Here is a 19,214-nt window from a genome sequence, read left to right on the forward strand (position 1 = left end):
GCTCGTGTCGGACGTAGTCGAATCCGCCGACCAAGCGCAGCGACCGATGAACTCCTTTTTTAATATAGGCATGCGTGAATAAATTGCGGTTATACGTTGTTGGCACCAGTTTTTTAATTTTTATTTGTCATTTCGTTCGGGTCAAAACCGTACATAAATTTATTGAGTTGACCATTCGAACTTTCCAGTCCGACAATATCCATTAATTCCTCAATATACATACAAACTCTTTCTCTGTCTTCGGTATCTAATTCCAGATAAATGTCCGCAAACCTTGAAAGTCCAATTCCTATTTTTTCTTGATACTTTTTATCAGTCGGTTTTTCAGATTCCGCAACAGTTTTAAAGTCAGTCGCAATTTGGTTTATTTTCTCCGTGAAAATTGGTCGCATTTTTTCGTCTGCAATTCCAGGATAGTAATTCGGATATGGTTGTTTAATAAACTTTTTCTTTCCAATGAATTCTACAAACATTTCATTCGCATTTTCAGGTGTTTTCATTTCAGTTGCATTTTGTCCGCAAGCAGATAATGTCAAAAGGATTAATAAAATTTGAATGTATTTCGTCATTTCGCAAATTGTTGCCAACGTACATATAACACTACTAGTCATGTTATATCTATTATAGTTATACCTACAAATCTAACAGATTTTTTATAAAACAAAACCCCTTTTTGTCATATAAACATGAATTTTAAGCAGTTTTAGCCGCTGTACCTCACACAAACAATTAAAAATAACATAGTAATGTAGGAGCGCGCAATCAATGAACTTCTCACTACAAACCAGTAGCCTAATTGCTACAAAACTACATGCCCCAAACAAGAAATAAAAACACATAAAACAGCAACACAAACCCACTTCATATTTACAAGCAAAATAAGTACCTTTGCATCTTTGCCTATACAATTAGCAATAAGCACACCTTATGAGCCATTTTGAAGAACATATACAGGTAAAAGGCGCTCGCGTTCACAACCTAAAAAATATAGATATTACCATACCTAGAGATAAACTTGTAGTTATTACAGGGCTATCAGGCAGTGGTAAATCATCATTAGCCTTTGACACCATTTATGCCGAAGGACAAAGACGCTATATAGAAACCTTCTCTGCCTACGCTCGTCAATTTCTAGGAGGCCTAGAACGCCCTGATGTTGATAAAATAGACGGCCTATCGCCAGTTATTGCCATAGAGCAAAAAACAACAAGCAAGTCTCCACGCTCTACAGTTGGTACCATTACAGAAATTTATGATTTCTTAAGGCTACTATTTGCCAGAGCCAGTGACGCTTATAGCTACAACACAGGCGAAAAAATGGTGAGCTACAGCGATGAGCAAATCAAAAAACTCATTACCAAAAGCTATAACGGAAAACGCATTAACATCCTCGCGCCTATTATCAGATCTCGTAAAGGACACTACCGCGAACTCTTTGAGCAAATTGCAAAACAAGGCTTTGTAAAAGTGCGTACCGATGGCGAAATAAGAGACCTAGTAAAAGGCATGAAACTAGATCGCTATAAAACTCACGATATAGAAATTGTTATAGACCGACTTAAAATTGACACCTCGGTAGATAATGACAAACGCCTTACTGAAACTATAAACACAGCCATGTACCATGGCGACGATGTGCTTATGGTTATAGACCAAGATACACAAGAAGCACGCTATTTTAGTAGAAACCTGATGTGCCCATCATCTGGAATCTCCTACCCTAACCCAGAACCAAACAACTTTTCGTTCAACTCACCAAAAGGTGCCTGCCCTAAATGTAACGGCATTGGGCAACTTTATCAGGTAAACGAAAGCAAAATTATACCTAACCCTAATATATCTATAAATGCAGGCGCTTTAGCACCTCATGGTCCGCAAAAAAACTCTTGGATATTCAAACAATTTGAAACCATTGCTCACCGCTTTGGTTTCTCGCTAAACGACCCTTACAAATCAATCCCTGATGATGCCAAACAAATGATTATGTATGGCGGAAATGATAAATTCTCTGTAGAAAGTAAAACGCTTGGCGTTACTAGAGATTATAAAATAGACTTTGAAGGCGTTGCTAACTTTATAGAAAACCAATACAACACCGCAGAAACCACGTCTCTAAAACGATGGGCAAAAGAATATATGGACAAAGTGGTTTGTGGCACCTGTGGTGGTTCTAGATTAAGAAAAGAGTCGCTTTACTTTAAAGTAAACGGGTTGAATATTTCTGAAATTGCTAACAAAGATATTGTAGAGATAACAAATTGGTTTAGTGATTTACCTAATCACCTATCAAAAAAGCAACTTAAAATATCGCAAGAAATAATAAAAGAAATCTCTGCACGACTACAGTTTTTACTTGATGTTGGGCTAGATTACCTATCTTTAAACCGAAGCTCAAAATCTCTATCTGGTGGCGAAGCCCAACGTATTAGACTCGCAACCCAAATAGGCTCTCAATTAGTAGGCGTTTTATATATTCTAGATGAGCCTAGCATAGGTTTACACCAACGCGATAACGAAAAACTTATCAACTCATTAGTATCACTGCGAGACGTTGGTAACTCGGTTATTGTTGTTGAACACGACAAAGACATGATAGAGCGCGCAGACTATGTTATTGACATAGGCCCTAAAGCAGGTAAATACGGTGGCGAAATCATTAGTACTGGCACCCCAAAAGAGCTTAAAACACACAATACAATTACAGCCGATTACCTAAACGGAAATAAAGAAATAAAAGTACCTGAAAAGCGCCGAAAAGGAAACGGCAAAAGCATTACCCTAAAAGGATGTACTGGTAATAACCTAAAAAATGTAGATGTTACATTTCCTCTAGGTAAAATGATAGGCGTTACAGGTGTTTCTGGTAGCGGAAAGTCTACCTTAATAAACGAAACGCTATACCCTATTATGAACGCCCACTACTTTAATGGCGTTAAAAAACCTATGCCTTATAAAAGCATAAAAGGTTTAGAACACATTGATAAAGTTATTGACATAAACCAATCTCCAATAGGGCGTACACCTCGTAGCAACCCTGCAACATATACAGGTGTATTTAGTGAGATAAGAAGCCTTTTTGCTAAAATACCAGAAGCTATGATACGTGGTTACAAACCTGGTCGTTTTAGTTTTAATGTGAAAGGAGGCCGATGTGAAACATGCCAAGGCGGTGGTTTACGTGTTATAGAAATGAATTTCTTACCAGATGTTTATGTAGAATGTGAAACATGTCAAGGAAAACGTTTCAACAGAGAAACATTAGAAATTCGTTACAAAGGCAAAAGCATAAGCGATGTTCTTGATATGACAATAACCGAAGCTGTAGAATTCTTTGAGCATATTCCTAAAATACATAAAAAGCTTAAAACCATCAAAGACGTAGGTTTAGGCTACATTACTTTAGGGCAACAAAGCACAACGCTTTCTGGTGGTGAAGCACAGCGTATAAAACTTGCTACAGAATTAAGTAAACGCGATACTGGCAACACGTTTTATATACTAGACGAGCCTACAACAGGATTACATTTTGAAGATATAAACGTATTAATGCAAGTGCTTAATAAGCTTGCTGATAAAGGTAATACCGTTTTAATTATAGAACACAACCTGGATGTAATTAAAATGGTAGATCATATTATTGATGTAGGTTATGAAGGCGGAAAAGGCGGCGGACAAATTATAGCTGAAGGCACTCCTGAAGACGTTGCAAATCACAAAAAAAGTCATACAGCACGTTTCTTAAAAAAAGAACTTCAATAAAAATTTAAAAAACTTATATTATTTTTAATCTATATTCATTAAGAATTTCTTAATTTTAAACATCAAGACAAACCAATGCGTTTGTCTTTTTTTGCGTAAAAAAAGGAATGTGCAAGTCATAAATTTAAGTACTACATTTCTTTTAAATTAGTTACTATAAATTAAATAAAAATTAAATAAAATATATAAATGAGAAACGAACAACATCACAAACGTTGGAATGAAATAAAAACGAATGACTCTTGGGCTATCTTCAAGATTATGGGAGAATTTGTTAATGGATATGAAAAATTAAGTAGAATTGGACCTTGTGTATCTATTTTTGGATCTGCAAGAACTAAACCTGATCATAAATACTACAAACTAGCCGAAGAAGTTGCTCAAAAAATAGCAAATCAAGGATATGGTGTTATTACTGGTGGCGGACCTGGAATTATGGAAGCTGGTAACAAAGGTGCTCATATAGCTGGAGGCACATCTGTAGGACTTAACATTGAACTACCTTTTGAACAGCATGACAACCCTTATATAGATTCTGATAAAAGTTTAGATTTTGATTACTTTTTCGTTAGAAAAGTAATGTTTGTAAAATACTCTCAAGGGTTTGTTGTTATGCCTGGAGGTTTTGGTACTTTAGATGAGCTTTTTGAAGCCATTACTTTAATTCAAACTCATAAAATAGAAAAATTCCCTATCATTTTAGTAGGCACAGAGTTTTGGTCTGGTTTACTTGATTGGGTAAAATCTACATTACTAGATAAATTCAGCAACATTAGTCCTAAAGATTTAGATTTAATTCACCTTGTAGACTCTGCTGATGAAGTAATAGATATCCTAGATACCTTCTATAAAGAATATGGGTTTAGTCCTAACTTCTAATCACTTTAACATAGTATTATTTAAAAATTACGAAAATACTTGTTATATTACCTAAAAAAGAAGCTATAACCGAATTCCCCATTTACAGATATTGAGGATATTTAAACTACTATACATTGCCATTGCTGTTGCATGTTTTATGTGCAACAGCTTTAAAGGCTTTAGTCAGAATAATATTGACTTAAAAGCTGTTTTTGATATACCTCAAAAACAAATAAAAATTGAGCAAACTATAGTTTATAAAAACACAACTCAAGATACTTTACACAGTATATACTTAAATGATTGGAGCCATAGTTATGCTACCAAAACCACACCATTAGCCAATAGATTTGCTGAAGAATTTAAAACAGAATTTCACTTTGCTAAAAACGAAGATCGCGGATATTCTGTCATTACTTCAATTCATCAAAACGATCAAGAAATAACTTTTAAAAGATTAAAAAATCATATAGATGTTATAAAAGTAACTCTTGACAAGCCTTTACAAGCCAATGAAGCTTACACCATAAAACTCAATTATGTTGTACAAATACCTAATGATAAATTTACCCGTTACGGTATTTCTCCTGATAACAATGTTAGCTTACGATATTGGTATATTACACCAGCTGTATACAATGGTAAATGGCAACATTTTAGCAACAAAGGTTTAGATGATTTATTTTCACCGCTTTCTAATATTAAACTACAAGTTGAGTACCCAAAAGATTACACATTAACGTCAGAGTTAGATGACACTGATTTCTTTTTAAAAGACAGTACTAAGGTCACTACGCTATCAGGTGAAAACCGCATTAACTCTAAACTCTTTTTGTATAAAAATGCTGATTTCAATAACATAGAAACAGATTATTTTACACTAGTTACTAATATAGGTACTGAAGGCCTCAACCCTATTGATCGTGTAATAATTAGTGATAAAATAGCTGGATTTCTAACCAAAAACCTAGGTGCATATCCTCATAAAAAGCTTCTGCTTTCATATATAGACTATAAAAAGAACCCCATTTATGGTTTAAATCTTCTACCTAATTTTATACGTCCATTTCCAGATAGTTTTCAATTTGAATTAAAAGTTCTAAAAACAGCATTAAACAATTATTTAGAAAACATTCTTATTGTAAATCCAAGACAAGACCAATGGATTATTGATGGCCTACAAACGTATTTTCTTATTAAATACGTAGACGAGAATTATCCTAATATGAAAATTTTCGGGTCGCTTTCTAGAATTTGGGGGCTAAAATCTTTTCATGCTGCAAACCTTAATTTTAATGACCAATATGCGTTTTTATTTATGCATATGGCTCGAGAAGGTATAGATCAGCCTTTGCTTATGCAAAAAGATTCTTTATTAAAATTCAATAAAAACATAGCTAACAAGTATAAAGCCGGAATAGGCTATAAATATTTAGATAACTATCTAGGTGGAAACAAAATTGACAGCATTATTAAAGAGTTTATAAATACGAACTCACTAAAAGAAACGACTACAGAAAACCTAGAAACGTTAGTTCGCAGTAAAACAACCAAAAATTTAGATTGGTTTTTCGATACATATTTACAAACCAATCAAGATATTGATTACACAATTACCGATGCTGAAATTATTGAAGACTCAATACAGGTAACAATAAAAAACAACGCTAATATTACAGTACCAATTACATTAGCATCCATGAAGGATGATACAGTTATTTCTAGGATATGGCTTGATGATATCGCAAACACAAAAACAGTAAAAATTGCTGCAAAAGATGTCACAAAAGTTGTATTAAATGATGATTACAGTATCCCTGAATTCAACTTAAGAAACAACACAAAACGCGTAGACAAACACCTTTTTAATCGTCCTTTACAATTACGCTTGTTTAAAGATATAGAAGATCCAAAATACAATCAAGTCTTCTTTATGCCTATAGTAGAGTTTAACAACATTTATGACGGATTAGTATTAGGAGTAAAAGCTTATAATAAAACCGTATTAAAAAAACCTTTTAATTATAACATTTCACCACAATACGGAACTGGATCAAATTCTCTTACAGGTTCTTTCTCTTTCAATTATACAAACTACAACGAGACTAAACCAAACCTATTTAGCGTTAGGTATGGCATGAGCGCTAGTTATGAAAGCTACGCAGAAAACCTTTTTGTTACCAAGTTTACACCTAGTGTTTCTTTTATTTTTAGAGACAAAACAAATCTTCGTTCTAACAAAAGGCAATACTTAACATTACGCTATTTAGACATAAATAGAGACAAAGACCCAAATAACGAAGACACCTCTGAAGACCCAAATTACAGTGTGTTTAATGCGCGTTACAATCATGTAGATAAAGATTTAAAAAACTTTAATGCTTGGTTTACCGATTTACAAATTGCCAAAAATTTTGGTAAAGTTGCTTTTAACTACGAGTACAGAAAACTCACAGAGAGAAACAGACAATTTAAATTACGATTATATACAGGAATCTTTTTATACAATAACACCTATAGAGACTCCGACTATTTTAGCTTTGCGCTAGATCGCCCTACAGACTACCTCTTTGATTACAATTATTATGGACGTTCTGAAAGCTCTGGACTTTTTAGCCAACAGCTAATAATTGCTGAAGGTGGATTTAAATCTAAATTAAGCACGCCTTTTGCAAACCAATGGATAAGTACTGTAAATGCAGGCACTACCATCTGGAGGTATATTGAAGCTTATGGCGATATTGGTTTAGTAAAAAATCATGGTAGTGATGCCAAATTTGTTTATGATTCAGGAATAAGATTTAGTCTAGTTGACGACTATTTCGAACTATATTTCCCAGTATACTCTAATTTAGGATGGGAAATTGCAGAACCTAACTACGGTCAAAGAATACGCTTTATCATCACTTTAGACCTCAAAACACTTTTCGGTCTATTTACAAGACGTTGGTACTAAATAGTTCATTTTTTAGCAATTACAATTATCATATTGTTAATGAAAAGCTAAATATTTAGAAATATTACAATCATTAACAACAAAAACACATAATATTTACGAAATATGCAATTTTATAACACATTCTAACATTGCAAAACAGATAAATATTCACTAAATTTGCAAAAAATATCTTTTACATTATGCAAACAAACCCTGACGTGAAAAAAGACATCTCTTTTGAAGATTTTAAAACTGAAGTTTTAAACGATTATAAAATCGCTGTTACATCACGTGAATGTAGTTTGCTAGGTCGCCGTGAGGTACTAACAGGAAAAGCCAAATTTGGAATTTTTGGCGACGGAAAAGAAGTGCCACAACTTGCCATGGCAAAAGCCTTTAAAAACGGAGATTTTCGCTCTGGATATTATCGTGATCAAACGTTTATGATGGCGATTGATGAGCTTACAATAGAACAATTTTTTGCTGGGTTATATGCCAACACCAACTTAAAAGAAGAACCAATGTCTGCAGGAAGACAAATGGGTGGTCACTTTACCACACACAGTCTTGACGAAAACGGAAATTGGAATAACCTAACAGCTCAAAAAAACTCTAGTTCAGATATCTCTCCTACAGCAGGACAAATGCCTCGGTTATTAGGGCTTGCACAAGCATCTAAAATATATAGACATGTTGATGGTATAGATACAACAAACTTTTCTGTAAATGGAAATGAAGTTGCTTGGGGAACTATTGGTAACGCAAGTACTAGTGAAGGACTCTTTTTTGAAACCATAAACGCTGCTGGTGTTTTACAAGTTCCTATGGTCATGAGCGTTTGGGATGATGAATATGGAATTTCTGTTCATGCAAAATACCAAACCACTAAAGAAAACATCTCTGAAATTTTAAAAGGATTTCAACGTGATAATGACAATAAAGGTTATGAAATATTACGTGTAAAAGGCTGGGATTATGTATCACTTATAGAAACATATCAAGAAGCTTCAAAAATTGCACGAGAAGAACACGTTCCGGTATTAATTCACGTACAAGAGTTAACACAACCTCAAGGACACTCTACATCAGGTTCTCATGAGCGCTATAAAGATAAAAACAGATTAGACTGGGAAGCAGAATACGACTGTAATACACAAATGCGAAAATGGATGATTGCCACCGGAATCGCAACAGAAGAAGAGTTAACCAATCTTGAAAAAACTATAAAAAAAGCCGTAAGAGATGGTAAAAAAGCGGCTTGGTCTTCTTATACACAACCTATTCAAGAAGAAAAAAACCAATTAATATCCCTTTTAGAAAACGTTGCTAAAGCTAGTTCTAACAGCGCTTTTATAACAAAACTTAAAAACGATTTAGAAAGCATTGATGAGCCACTTCGTAAAGATGTCATGTCTACTGCTAGAAAAGCATTACGTTTAGTAATAAATGACACTTCTAACGAAAAAAATCAGCTTATACAATGGGTTAACAATTATGCTAACACGATTCAACCTAAATACAGCTCACACCTTTATAGTCAATCTGAAAAATCAGCTTTAAACATTAAGGAAGTTAAACCTGTATATAATGAAGATTCAAAACAAGTTGATGCCCGTTTAATAGTTAGAGATAATTTTGATGCTATATTCAAAAAATTCCCTGAAGCTTTAGTTTTTGGAGAAGATGCAGGTCATATTGGTGATGTAAACCAAGGACTAGAAGGTATGCAAGAAAAGTATGGAGAACTTCGAGTTAGTGACACAGGTATTAGAGAAGCTACCATATTAGGACAAGGAATTGGTATGGCAATGCGTGGTTTACGCCCTATTGCTGAAATTCAATATTTAGATTATATCCTTTATGCCTTACAAATAATCAGTGATGATTTAGCCACTTTACATTACCGTACAAAAGGGCGTCAAAAAGCACCGTTGATTATTCGTACTCGCGGTCACAGACTAGAAGGAATTTGGCATTCAGGGTCGCAAATGGGTGGTATTCTTAATTTAGTAAGAGGAATACACGTATTAGTACCAAGAAACATGACAAAAGCTGCTGGATTTTACAACACCCTTTTTGAAAGTGATGAACCAGCACTTATAGTAGAATGCTTAAACGGTTATAGACTAAAAGAAACAATGCCTTCAAATATAGGTTCTTTCAAAACACCTATTGGTGTCGTTGAAACTATAAAAGAAGGAAACGATATTACTCTTGTATCATACGGTTCTACATTACGAATCGTTGAACAAGCTGCAAAAGAATTACAAGAAGTTGGTATTGATGCTGAAATTATAGATGTTCAATCATTATTACCTTTTGATCTAAACCACGATATTGTAAAAAGTGTTGCAAAAACCAACCGATTAATGGTTATTGACGAAGATGTTCCTGGCGGAGCTTCAGCTTATATATTAAATGAAATATTAAACACTCAAAATGCTTATCAACATTTAGATAGCAAACCGCAAACATTAGCAGCTCAACCACACAGACCAGCTTATGGAACTGATGGAGATTACTTCTCTAAACCATCTGTAGAAGATGTATTTGAAACTATTTATAATGTGTTTCATGAAGTAAACCCTAACGATTTTCCGAAGTTACGCTAAAACGTTAAATACATAATAAATACACAAACCTTTTAGGAAATTCCTAAAAGGTTTTTTTATATTTATAAGCAAACACTCCTTGTATGCTTACAAAGCAAGATAAACAACTCTTAAGAGGTACAATATTTAAGCACCTTGATGGTATTGCCACAGCAACCAGTGCTTATACCTTATACAAAAACGGTGTTCTTAACTCGTTATTAGAAAAAGAGCAAGACACTACAAAAAATTTAGCAAACATTCATCATGCAAACGAAGGCTACCTTAATGTTGCATTGAGAGTGTTGAGTTCTCAAGGCTGGCTCACACAACATGTTGATAGTGATAATGACATCGTTACTTACAAAATCAATAACACAAGTAAAAAAGCTTTTGAACTCATTCCTTTATTTGAAGATGCAGTTAAACTATTAGATTACGCCGTAAAATTTCCTGATGAGCGTATTGGTTCCGATGCTTTTATTGCTTTAGACCGTATTTTTAAAGCTTACGAGAATAGCTTTGATTTAAAAAATGTTGACAAATCTCCTGTAAAAAGACAAATATTAGACCACATAGAAGGCTGTATTGTTGCCCCTATTATAGTCCTTTTAGGTGTAAATGGTTTGTTTCATAAATATTTTATGGAAGCTTCTTTTACAGCTGAAGAATACCATAAAGACCCCGAAAGTTTTAAAAAAATTCTAGACTTTTTCTCTTATTTAGGATGGTTTAAAAAAAAGAAAAACACCTATCAATTTACAGACAAAGGGCTCTTTTTTGCTAAACGCGCAAGCGCTTATGGCGTAACTGTTTCTTACCTTCCTACATTTGTAAAATTAGATACTCTTATTTTTGGAGACCCATTAGTTTTAAAAACTGAAAAGCCTTCAGACACTGAAAAGCACGTACACAGAGAAATGAATGTTTGGGGAAGCGGCGGTGCTCATACTACTTATTTTAAAGTTATAGATAAAGTTATTATTGAGTTGTTTAATAAACCTATAGATGAACAACCTAAAGGTATTCTTGATATGGGTTGTGGCAATGGCGCCTTTATACAGCATATTTTTGATGTAATAGAACACCAAACCTCTAGAGGTAAAATGCTTGAAGAACATCCTTTACTATTAGTTGGAGCTGATTTTAATCAAGCAGCATTAAAAGTTACTCGAGCCAATTTAATAAAGGCCGATATTTGGGCAAAAGTAATTTGGGGAGATATAGGAAGACCTGATTTACTCGCAAAAGATTTAAAAGAGGATTACAACATAGACCTAAAAGATTTATTAAACGTAAGAACATTTTTGGACCATAACCGTATTTGGGAAGTCCCTAAAACAACAACCAATCGCACTAGTAAATCAACTGGAGCTTATGCCCATAAAGGAAAACGATTAAATAACAGCCTTGTTGAGGACTCTTTATTAGAACATTTAAAAAAGTGGAAACCTTATATTGAGCGCTTTGGTTTACTCATTATAGAGTTACACACTATAAAACCTGAACTAACAGCTACAAACCTAGGAAAAACAGCTGCAACAGCTTATGATGCTACACACGGTTTTAGCGATCAATATATTTTAGAAATACCTGTTTTTAATAACATTATAGATGAGGCTGGTTTAAAACAAAACAGCGAGTATTATTCTAAATTTCCTAATAGCGATTTAGCAACAGTAAGTATCAATTTATTAACCGGAAAAAACTAACAAAACATGCTAACAAAAAACCATAATCACCTAGCGCTTGCCATATTAAGAATTGGCTTATCTGCGTTAATGCTATCACACGGAATACCCAAACTAGCAATGTTATCTGATCCATCTGCCTTTGCTGATCCTATAGGTATTGGACCTACACTCTCTTTAATTTTAGCACTCATAGGAGAAGTTTTAGCCCCTGTACTTATCATTTTTGGTTTCAAAACAAAACTCGCTACCATTCCTGTTATTATTACAATGTTTGTTGCTGCATTTGTTGTGCATTTACAAGACGATTTAGGAACTAAAGAAAAGGCTTTACTTTACCTTATTGGCTTTATTGTTGTATTTCTTGCTGGGCCAGGAAAATTTTCAATAGACGGTAAAAATTCTTAAAAAATTCAATGAAAACAGCTACAGTAAAACAGCTTAAAGACGAATTAAAGCATTTATCGTCAGAGTCATTAATGCAGCTTTGTTTGCGTTTATCTAGATTTAAAAAAGAAAACAAAGAGCTACTCACCTACCTACTCTTTGAAGCACATGATGAAGAAGCTTATATTCAAAACATAAAAAGCGAGATTGACGAACAGTTTGAACTAATAAACGTTAACAGCTTTTTTTACATCAAAAAGAGTGTTCGTAAAATTCTTCGAATAATAAAAAAATACTCTAGATATTCATTAAAAAAAGAAACCGAAATTGAGCTACTACTCTATTTTTGCTATAAACTAAAAAATTTCAAACCTTCAATAAAGCAAAACACAACACTTTTAAACCTTTACAATAGACAAATAGAAGCTATTATTAAAAAATCAAATACACTTCATGAAGATTTACAACATGATTATATGCAACAAGTAGAAACACTAGTTATGTAAGCAAGTTTTAATTAAAAATTCTAACTAAAAGCTCTTTTAATAAATCAGCTTGTGGTACGGCGTTAGATTTTACACCTTTACTTTTTACATCAAACTCTCTTAAAGAAGCAATAATACCGCTTACTTTTCGCATTGGATAGTTTCTAACAGCAACCAAATACTCATCTACAAAATAAGGGTTAATTCGTAATGCTGATGCCACATTTCTAGGAGATTTATCTTGCAAACCATGTAGATGCAACAATTTTGAAAAATAATTATGCAGCAATGACACCGTTACAATCATAGGGTTATCCTTTGGGTTTTCGCCAAAATATTTAATAATCCTGTGCGCTTTTAAAACATCTCTAGCTCCTATAGCTTTATGAAGCTCAAAATTATTATAGTCTTTACTAATCCCTATATTCTCTTCAATATGTTGTGGCGTTATTTGCGTACCTTGAGGCAAGACAATTTGTAGCTTATTTAATTCATTACTTATTTTACTCAAATCAGTACCCAAAAACTCGGCTAACATTAAAGAAGCTTTGGGTGTTATGCTATAGTTTTTTCCAGCAAGTACGCGCTTTATCCAATCAGGGATTTTATTGTCGTACATTTTTTTACTCTCAAAAACCACAGAAGATTTTTTAAGAGCTTTGTAAAGTGCTTTACGCTTGTCTATGGTTTTGTACTTGTAGTTTACAACTAGTATCGTTGTAGGTTGTGGCTGTTTTGCATAATCAACTAGTTTCTCAATGGTACGAGATAGATCTTGAGCTTCTTTTACAATAACAACCTGATACTCTGCCATCATAGGAAATCGTTTTGCATGACCCACAATATCATCAACAGTAACATCACGACCATAAAGCACCATTTCATTAAATCCTTTTTCTTCTTCAGTAAGAATTGACTCTTGAATAAAATCAGAAATCCTATCAATATAATAAGGTTCTTCCCCCATTAAGAAGTAAATAGGTTTTAGTTTTTTGTTTTTTATATCTGTTACTAATAGTTTGACTTCGTCCATTGAAAAAAAATCACCAAATTTGTGCAGTGCAAAAGTTAAATTTCCCTACATATTCGTTCCGATTCAAAAATAGCGAAAATAAAGTATCTATTTTTGATACCATACGTAAAAAATTTGTGGTTTTACAGCCCGAAGAATGGGTACGTCAACATTGTGTACATTACTTAATTTCTGAAAAGAAATATCCAAAACCACTTATAAACGTTGAAAAAGAACTCTCATTAAATGGCTTAAAAAAACGTTATGACATAGTAGTTTTTAATCCTGACGGAAGTATTCACTTAATTGTAGAATGCAAAGCTTCAAAAATAACTATTAATCAAGACACGTTTGATCAAATTGCGCGTTACAACTTGACTTTAAAAGCAACTTATTTAATGGTTACAAACGGAATAAATCATTATTATTGTCAAATGGATTTTGAAAATGAAAAGTACACGTTTTTAAAAAACATACCTGATTACAACTTATGAATTTAGCTATTGTCATACTTAACTGGAACGGCAAAAAATTGTTACAAGATTTTTTACCATCAGTTGTCACTTGCTCACCTGAAGCCAGTATTTACGTAGCAGACAACGCCTCTACAGATGACTCTATATCGTATTTAAAAACACAATATCCTGATATAAACATCATTAAAAACAAAGAAAATGGCGGCTATGCAAAAGGTTATAACGACGCCTTAAAACACGTTAATGCTGATATTTTTTGCTTACTAAATAATGATGTTGAAGTTACTGAAAACTGGTTACTTCCTATCATTTCAGAATTTAAAAACAACCCAAATACTGCCATAATTCAACCAAAAATAAAAGATTACAAAAATAAAACGCATTTTGAATATGCTGGTGCAGCAGGTGGTTTTATAGACAAATATGGTTACCCTTATTGCCGTGGAAGAATTTTTGATACCATAGAGGAAGACAAAAACCAATACAACGATACTACAACCATTTTTTGGGCAAGTGGCGCATGTTTATTTATAAAACGTGATGTTTTTAATGAATTAGAAGGATTTGATGACATGTTTTTTGCACATATGGAAGAAATTGATTTGTGCTGGCGCGCTTTTAACCTTGGCTACACTACAAAATATGTTGGCAAATCAACAATTTATCATTTAGGAGGCGCTACATTGCAAAATACAAACCCTAAAAAAACTTATCTTAATTTTAGAAACAGCTTATTTATGCTAACTAAAAACATAAAGAAAAGCTTGTTTTTACTGATATTCACAAGACTTGTTTTAGATGGAATAGCTGGTGTGAAGTTTTTATTTTCCTTTAAACCCACTCATACTATCGCTATTATTAAAGCGCACTTTAGCTATTATTATCACTTACCTAAACTTTTAAAACAGCGTAAAAAGTTAGCTAAATCAGATAAATATGCAAACCAAACATCTATTGTGTGGGCATACTACGTAAATAAACAAAAGACTTTTGATTGTTTATAAAAACTGTTAAAATTTTTGTTAACACATACCAAAGCGATAATTCTTTTGTATAATTTTGGTATGTTAAATTTAATATTATTTAATTAAACACTAATTATGAAAAAACTATTGTTATTAAGTGCTTCAGCCATGTTACTTTTAGGATCATGTGTATCTAAAAAAGAATATGCCGCACTTGAAGCTAAACAAAAAGAGACACAAGACCTATTAAATACTGCAACTGTAAAACTAAACAGCTGTTTATCTGACAAGGCATCAGCAACTGCAAAAGCTGAAGCTTTAGAAGACCGTATTGCAGACTTAAAAAAATCAAACGAGAACTTAATTCAAAGTAACAAAGACTTAACAATACTTACCTCTAAAGGTGCTTCTAATGTTGAAAAAACGCTAGAAAGTATGAAAGAGAAAGATTTAAAAATCTCACGTTTACAAGATGCTATTACAAAAAAGGATAGCGTAATGTTAGCATTAGTTACTAGCTTGAAAAAAGAAGTAGGAATTAACGATCCTGATATTGAAGTGAACGTTGAGAAAGGTGTAGTTTTTATTTCTATTGCTGATAAATTATTATTTAGAAGCGGTAGCTATATTGTAAACGACAGAGCAAAAGAAGTATTAGGTAAAGTTGCAAAAGTTGTAAAAAGCAAACCTTCATTTGAATGTATGGTAGAAGCCCATACAGATCCTGTACCTTACAAAAAACCTCCGTTAGAAGACAACTGGGACTTAAGTGTAAAACGTGCTACTTCTGTGGTTCGTGTACTTGAAGATTTAGGTGTTGACTCATCAAAACTTATCGCTGCAGGACGCTCTCAATATGTGCCAATTGCATCAAATGACACGGCTGAAGGAAAAGCAGCAAACAGACGTACTAGAATTGTTATTTTACCAAAAATTGATGAATTCTACGATATGATTGAAAAAGAAATGAAAAACCTAGAAACAAACTCAAACTAATTGTTTCTAATACATACTTAAAAAGCTCAACCCGTGGTTGGGCTTTTTTTTATAACAAAACCACAAAACAGTCAGATATTGAAAATGAAGCCAATAAAGAAGCGAAGAATAAAACCATAACAAAAACACTGTTTTTATAGTCTTTCTTATCAATTTCATAGATCGGTTTTGGTTTTGCTTTAAACAGAAAATAATAAACAATATATAATAGTTTATAGACTATTAAAAAAACAATTGAAAAAAAAGATAAAACCAGGACTTCTCTACTCTCTTCATAAAAAGACAACCTTATAAACACTAGACTTAAAACAGTCAATAAAACACTAATAAAAAAAACTTTAATGTAGATTTTTCTTTCACTATAAAAATCATAAGAATAAAATATAGCAAAACAATAAAACACTAAAAGAAACAAAACAATATTATTAATATAAGTACTGCTATAATAAAGTAAGACAGAAAAGACAAACACAAGAAGGTATACTATCGCTACAATACTAATTTTTCTATAAAAAGAGTTAATTTCTTTATCGGTTGGCATACTTTTAAAAAATCTCCAAGCTTCCTTTACCTTCTCTTACAATAACAGGCTCTCCTTCAGATAAGTCTATAACTGTAGATGCTTCATTATCTCCGTAACCACCATCAATAACTAAATCTACAAGATTATCCCACTTTTCTAAAATTAACTCTGGATCTGTGGTGTATTCTAAAATCTCATCTTCATCTCTTATAGATGTAGAAATAATAGGATTCCCTAATTGCTTTACAATCTCTAACGCTATGGCATTATCAGGCACACGAATTCCAACAGTTTTTTTCTTTTTAAAAGCACTTGGTAATGTTTTAGCTCCTGGTAAAATAAATGTATATGGACCTGGAAGTGCTCGTTTTAAAATCTTAAACGTAGAGGTATCTATCTGTTTTACGTAATCGCTCAAATTACTTAAATCGTGACAAATGAATGAAAAATTTGCTTTTTCTAATTTTACACCCTTAATTCTTGCTATTTTTTCTAGAGCTTTTGTATTTGTTATATCACACCCTAAACCATAAACGGTATCTGTAGGATATATAATTAATCCGCCACTTTTTAAAACACTAACAACCTTGCTAATCGCCCTAGGATTAGGGTTTTTTAAGTATATTTTAACTAACTCTGCCATACCAAACCTAAATAATAATCGTATATATGAAGGTACAAATTAATATAATTTTACTTTATGACACGACTAAAAATCTTCTTATTTACTCTTCTTATTGGATTTTTATTTTTTAATTGCTCAACTCAAACAGATAGAATTATCCTTGTTCAAAATTCAAATCCTGAGAAACCATATGAAATAATGGATGTTCCTTATGGCAATGAAGACGGTCAAACATTTGATATATACTTACCCGCAGATAGAACGACACTTACCAAAACCATGATATTAATACACGGAGGTGGTTGGTTAGCTGGAGATAAAGAAGATATGGCTTTGTATGTTGATTTTTTAAAAACATCATTTCCTGAAATGGCTATAATAAACATGAATTATAGACTTGCTAGTGACGAAGAAGATCCTTACCCTATGCAATTAGAAGACATATCACAACTAATTACGTTTTTAAAAGACAACAATCAACAATTAGTAATCAGTGATGAGTTTGGTTTTATTGGTGCTAGTGCTGGCGGACATCTTGCTATGCTTTGGGCTTATGATTTTGATATGGATAATAATATAAAAATGGTTTGCAGTATTGTTGGACCTACAAATTTCAATGATCAGGTTTATAAAAACAATGATGATTGGTTTGTACAAGTTCTTATTGAAACTATAGGTGGAGAAAATCCTACAGTAGAACATTTTGAGCAAGTAAGTCCTTACAATAGAGCTAAAGAAAATGCGCCTCCTACAATATTATTTTATGGTGATGATGATACACTTGTTCCTCCTTCACAAGGCAGTGTTATGCATGATAAATTAAATCAACTAAACGTTCCTAACGAACTAACCATTTATGAAAACGGAGGTCATGGTTGGGATGGAGAACAAATGGAAGACACTAAAATAAAGTTAGAAAACTTTATCACTACCCATTTTAGTCAAGATTAAACATTAAATTTCTAGTTTTCAGACATATTACGTATATTACAACATAATTAACTATGTCTGCTAGATGAAAATTTATAAATCTGTAGTTGCTTGTATATACCTAGCTTTGGTTGTTTTATCGTGTTCTGAAAACGACGCTACAAACCCATTATTCTACAATTTAGGTTATCAAGAGGAGATGAACGTCTCTTACGGCAATCACAGTGATCAAAAATTTGATATTTATCTACCTGAAAATAGAACTCCAAACACCAAAGTTTTAATTTTAGTACATGGTGGCGGCTGGACAGCTGGTGATAAATCTGACATGAACAATCTCAAGGACTTAATAAAACAAGATTTCCCCGAGATAGCCATTGTAAACATTAACTATAGGTTAGCAGACCAAAACAATCCACCATACCCTATGCAAATTAACGACATTTCTTCTGTTGTTAATTTTCTTAAAAGTCATAAAAACACATACAACATTTCTGAAAACTACGGCTTTATAGGAATAAGCGCTGGTGCACATTTATCATTACTTTGGAGCTATGCTTTTGATTTTGATAATAACACAAACATGGTTTGTAGCATTGTCGGGCCTACAGATTTCACAGATCCTGCTTATGTAAATAGTGAAATACCTGGATTTGAAGAACTACTAGATTTTTATGGTGTTGAATCTGATACAGAATACCTTGAAGAAATAAGTCCGTATCATCAAGCTACAACTTCTGCTCCTCCAACAATATTATTCTACGGTGGTGTTGATCCTTTAATTCCTATTTCTCAAGGCACACACATGCGAGATAAGCTAAACGAACTAAATATTATAAATCAATATACATTATATCCTACCAGCGGACATGGTTGGGTTGGATTAGAATTACTAGACACTTGGACTAAATTGAAAACATTTACACAAACACATTTATAATTTCTTGTAACATTTTATAAAAAAGCAAGTCTAAT

At 32.9% G+C, this 19,214-nt stretch carries 15 protein-coding genes; 12 read left to right on the forward strand and 3 right to left on the reverse strand.

All coding sequences use genetic code 11. The features are described 5' to 3' along the window. Positions 1–113: 113 nt before the first annotated feature. Positions 114–569, reverse strand: a complete 456-nt coding sequence (locus ABD690_RS11850; RefSeq protein ID WP_344730796.1) for a DUF4844 domain-containing protein — start codon at positions 567–569, stop codon at positions 114–116. 358 nt (positions 570–927) lie between these two features. On the opposite strand from ABD690_RS11850, the gene uvrA reads away from it, so the two are divergent. From uvrA to ABD690_RS11885, 7 genes are all read left to right on the forward strand, one after another. After that, positions 928–3,759 carry an excinuclease ABC subunit UvrA gene (uvrA, locus tag ABD690_RS11855; RefSeq protein WP_344730797.1) on the forward strand — a complete coding sequence of 944 codons (2,832 nt, stop codon included), beginning with the start codon at positions 928–930 and terminating at the stop codon, positions 3,757–3,759. A 189-nt stretch (positions 3,760–3,948) separates the two neighbouring features. Further along, the gene (locus ABD690_RS11860) at positions 3,949–4,638 is read left to right on the forward strand and encodes an LOG family protein (protein WP_344730798.1); all 690 of its coding nucleotides are present in this window, start codon (positions 3,949–3,951) and stop codon (positions 4,636–4,638) included. A gap of 91 nt (positions 4,639–4,729) precedes the next feature. Continuing rightward, positions 4,730–7,576 (forward strand): gluzincin family metallopeptidase, encoded by a 2,847-nt coding sequence (locus tag ABD690_RS11865; protein WP_344730799.1) that lies wholly within the window; start codon positions 4,730–4,732, stop codon positions 7,574–7,576. A gap of 182 nt (positions 7,577–7,758) precedes the next feature. Further along, a complete protein-coding gene (locus ABD690_RS11870; RefSeq protein ID WP_344730800.1) occupies positions 7,759–10,170 on the forward strand; it encodes an alpha-ketoacid dehydrogenase subunit alpha/beta in 2,412 nt (803 codons plus the stop codon). Positions 10,171–10,253: 83 nt separating this feature from the next. Continuing rightward, the gene (locus ABD690_RS11875; RefSeq protein WP_344730801.1) at positions 10,254–11,861 is read left to right on the forward strand and encodes a class I SAM-dependent methyltransferase; all 1,608 of its coding nucleotides are present in this window, start codon (positions 10,254–10,256) and stop codon (positions 11,859–11,861) included. A gap of 6 nt (positions 11,862–11,867) precedes the next feature. Further along, on the forward strand, positions 11,868–12,248 hold the full coding sequence (locus tag ABD690_RS11880; RefSeq protein WP_344730802.1) for a DoxX family protein: 381 nt from the start codon (positions 11,868–11,870) through the stop codon (positions 12,246–12,248). A gap of 8 nt (positions 12,249–12,256) precedes the next feature. Then, entirely contained in the window at positions 12,257–12,733 is a 477-nt protein-coding gene (locus ABD690_RS11885) for a hypothetical protein (RefSeq protein WP_344730803.1), read from the forward strand. A 7-nt stretch (positions 12,734–12,740) separates the two neighbouring features. On the opposite strand, the gene holA is transcribed toward ABD690_RS11885, so the two are convergent. Then, a complete protein-coding gene (holA, locus tag ABD690_RS11890) occupies positions 12,741–13,745 on the reverse strand; it encodes a DNA polymerase III subunit delta (RefSeq protein ID WP_344730804.1) in 1,005 nt (334 codons plus the stop codon). 26 nt (positions 13,746–13,771) lie between these two features. On the opposite strand from holA, the gene ABD690_RS11895 reads away from it, so the two are divergent. The 3 genes from ABD690_RS11895 to ABD690_RS11905 all read left to right on the forward strand — a co-directional run bounded on the left by ABD690_RS11895 (position 13,772) and on the right by ABD690_RS11905 (position 16,161). Continuing rightward, positions 13,772–14,218, forward strand: coding sequence for a type I restriction enzyme HsdR N-terminal domain-containing protein (locus tag ABD690_RS11895; protein ID WP_344730805.1), 447 nt, complete (start codon positions 13,772–13,774; stop codon positions 14,216–14,218). Further along, positions 14,215–15,204, forward strand: coding sequence for a glycosyltransferase family 2 protein (locus ABD690_RS11900; RefSeq protein ID WP_344730806.1), 990 nt, complete (start codon positions 14,215–14,217; stop codon positions 15,202–15,204). The genes ABD690_RS11895 and ABD690_RS11900 overlap by 4 nt, the downstream gene beginning before the upstream one ends. A 96-nt stretch (positions 15,205–15,300) precedes the next feature. Continuing rightward, positions 15,301–16,161: an OmpA/MotB family protein gene (locus ABD690_RS11905; RefSeq protein ID WP_344730807.1), complete on the forward strand. Its 861-nt coding sequence runs from the start codon at positions 15,301–15,303 to the stop codon at positions 16,159–16,161. A gap of 545 nt (positions 16,162–16,706) precedes the next feature. Here the strand turns inward: ABD690_RS11905 and ABD690_RS11910 are convergent. Continuing rightward, positions 16,707–17,327 (reverse strand): L-threonylcarbamoyladenylate synthase, encoded by a 621-nt coding sequence (locus ABD690_RS11910; protein WP_344730808.1) that lies wholly within the window; start codon positions 17,325–17,327, stop codon positions 16,707–16,709. 57 nt (positions 17,328–17,384) lie between these two features. Here ABD690_RS11910 and ABD690_RS11915 point away from each other — a divergent pair, with 57 nt between their 5' ends. Beyond that, positions 17,385–18,260: a prolyl oligopeptidase family serine peptidase gene (locus ABD690_RS11915; protein ID WP_344730809.1), complete on the forward strand. Its 876-nt coding sequence runs from the start codon at positions 17,385–17,387 to the stop codon at positions 18,258–18,260. Positions 18,261–18,324: 64 nt separating this feature from the next. Further along, a complete protein-coding gene (locus ABD690_RS11920; protein WP_344730810.1) occupies positions 18,325–19,179 on the forward strand; it encodes an alpha/beta hydrolase fold domain-containing protein in 855 nt (284 codons plus the stop codon). The last annotated feature ends 35 nt before the right edge of the window (positions 19,180–19,214 follow it).

The organism is Corallibacter vietnamensis (genome assembly GCF_039537875.1).
GTDB classification, from domain to species: domain Bacteria; phylum Bacteroidota; class Bacteroidia; order Flavobacteriales; family Flavobacteriaceae; genus Corallibacter; species Corallibacter vietnamensis.

Bases quoted from the DNA above. Each gene is read 5' to 3' on its own strand.
- ABD690_RS11905 (WP_344730807.1), top strand. From the start codon at position 15,301: ATGAAAAAACTATTGTTATTAAGTGCTTCAGCCATGTTACTTTTAGGA.
- uvrA (WP_344730797.1), top strand. From the start codon at position 928: ATGAGCCATTTTGAAGAACATATACAGGTAAAAGGCGCTCGCGTTCAC.
- ABD690_RS11860 (WP_344730798.1), top strand. From the start codon at position 3,949: ATGAGAAACGAACAACATCACAAACGTTGGAATGAAATAAAAACGAAT.
- ABD690_RS11885 (WP_344730803.1), top strand. From the start codon at position 12,257: ATGAAAACAGCTACAGTAAAACAGCTTAAAGACGAATTAAAGCATTTA.
- ABD690_RS11875 (WP_344730801.1), top strand. From the start codon at position 10,254: ATGCTTACAAAGCAAGATAAACAACTCTTAAGAGGTACAATATTTAAG.
- ABD690_RS11850 (WP_344730796.1), bottom strand. From the start codon at position 569: ATGACGAAATACATTCAAATTTTATTAATCCTTTTGACATTATCTGCT.
- ABD690_RS11900 (WP_344730806.1), top strand. From the start codon at position 14,215: ATGAATTTAGCTATTGTCATACTTAACTGGAACGGCAAAAAATTGTTA.
- ABD690_RS11910 (WP_344730808.1), bottom strand. From the start codon at position 17,327: ATGGCAGAGTTAGTTAAAATATACTTAAAAAACCCTAATCCTAGGGCG.
- holA (WP_344730804.1), bottom strand. From the start codon at position 13,745: ATGGACGAAGTCAAACTATTAGTAACAGATATAAAAAACAAAAAACTA.
- ABD690_RS11915 (WP_344730809.1), top strand. From the start codon at position 17,385: ATGACACGACTAAAAATCTTCTTATTTACTCTTCTTATTGGATTTTTA.
- ABD690_RS11920 (WP_344730810.1), top strand. From the start codon at position 18,325: ATGAAAATTTATAAATCTGTAGTTGCTTGTATATACCTAGCTTTGGTT.
- ABD690_RS11880 (WP_344730802.1), top strand. From the start codon at position 11,868: ATGCTAACAAAAAACCATAATCACCTAGCGCTTGCCATATTAAGAATT.
- ABD690_RS11870 (WP_344730800.1), top strand. From the start codon at position 7,759: ATGCAAACAAACCCTGACGTGAAAAAAGACATCTCTTTTGAAGATTTT.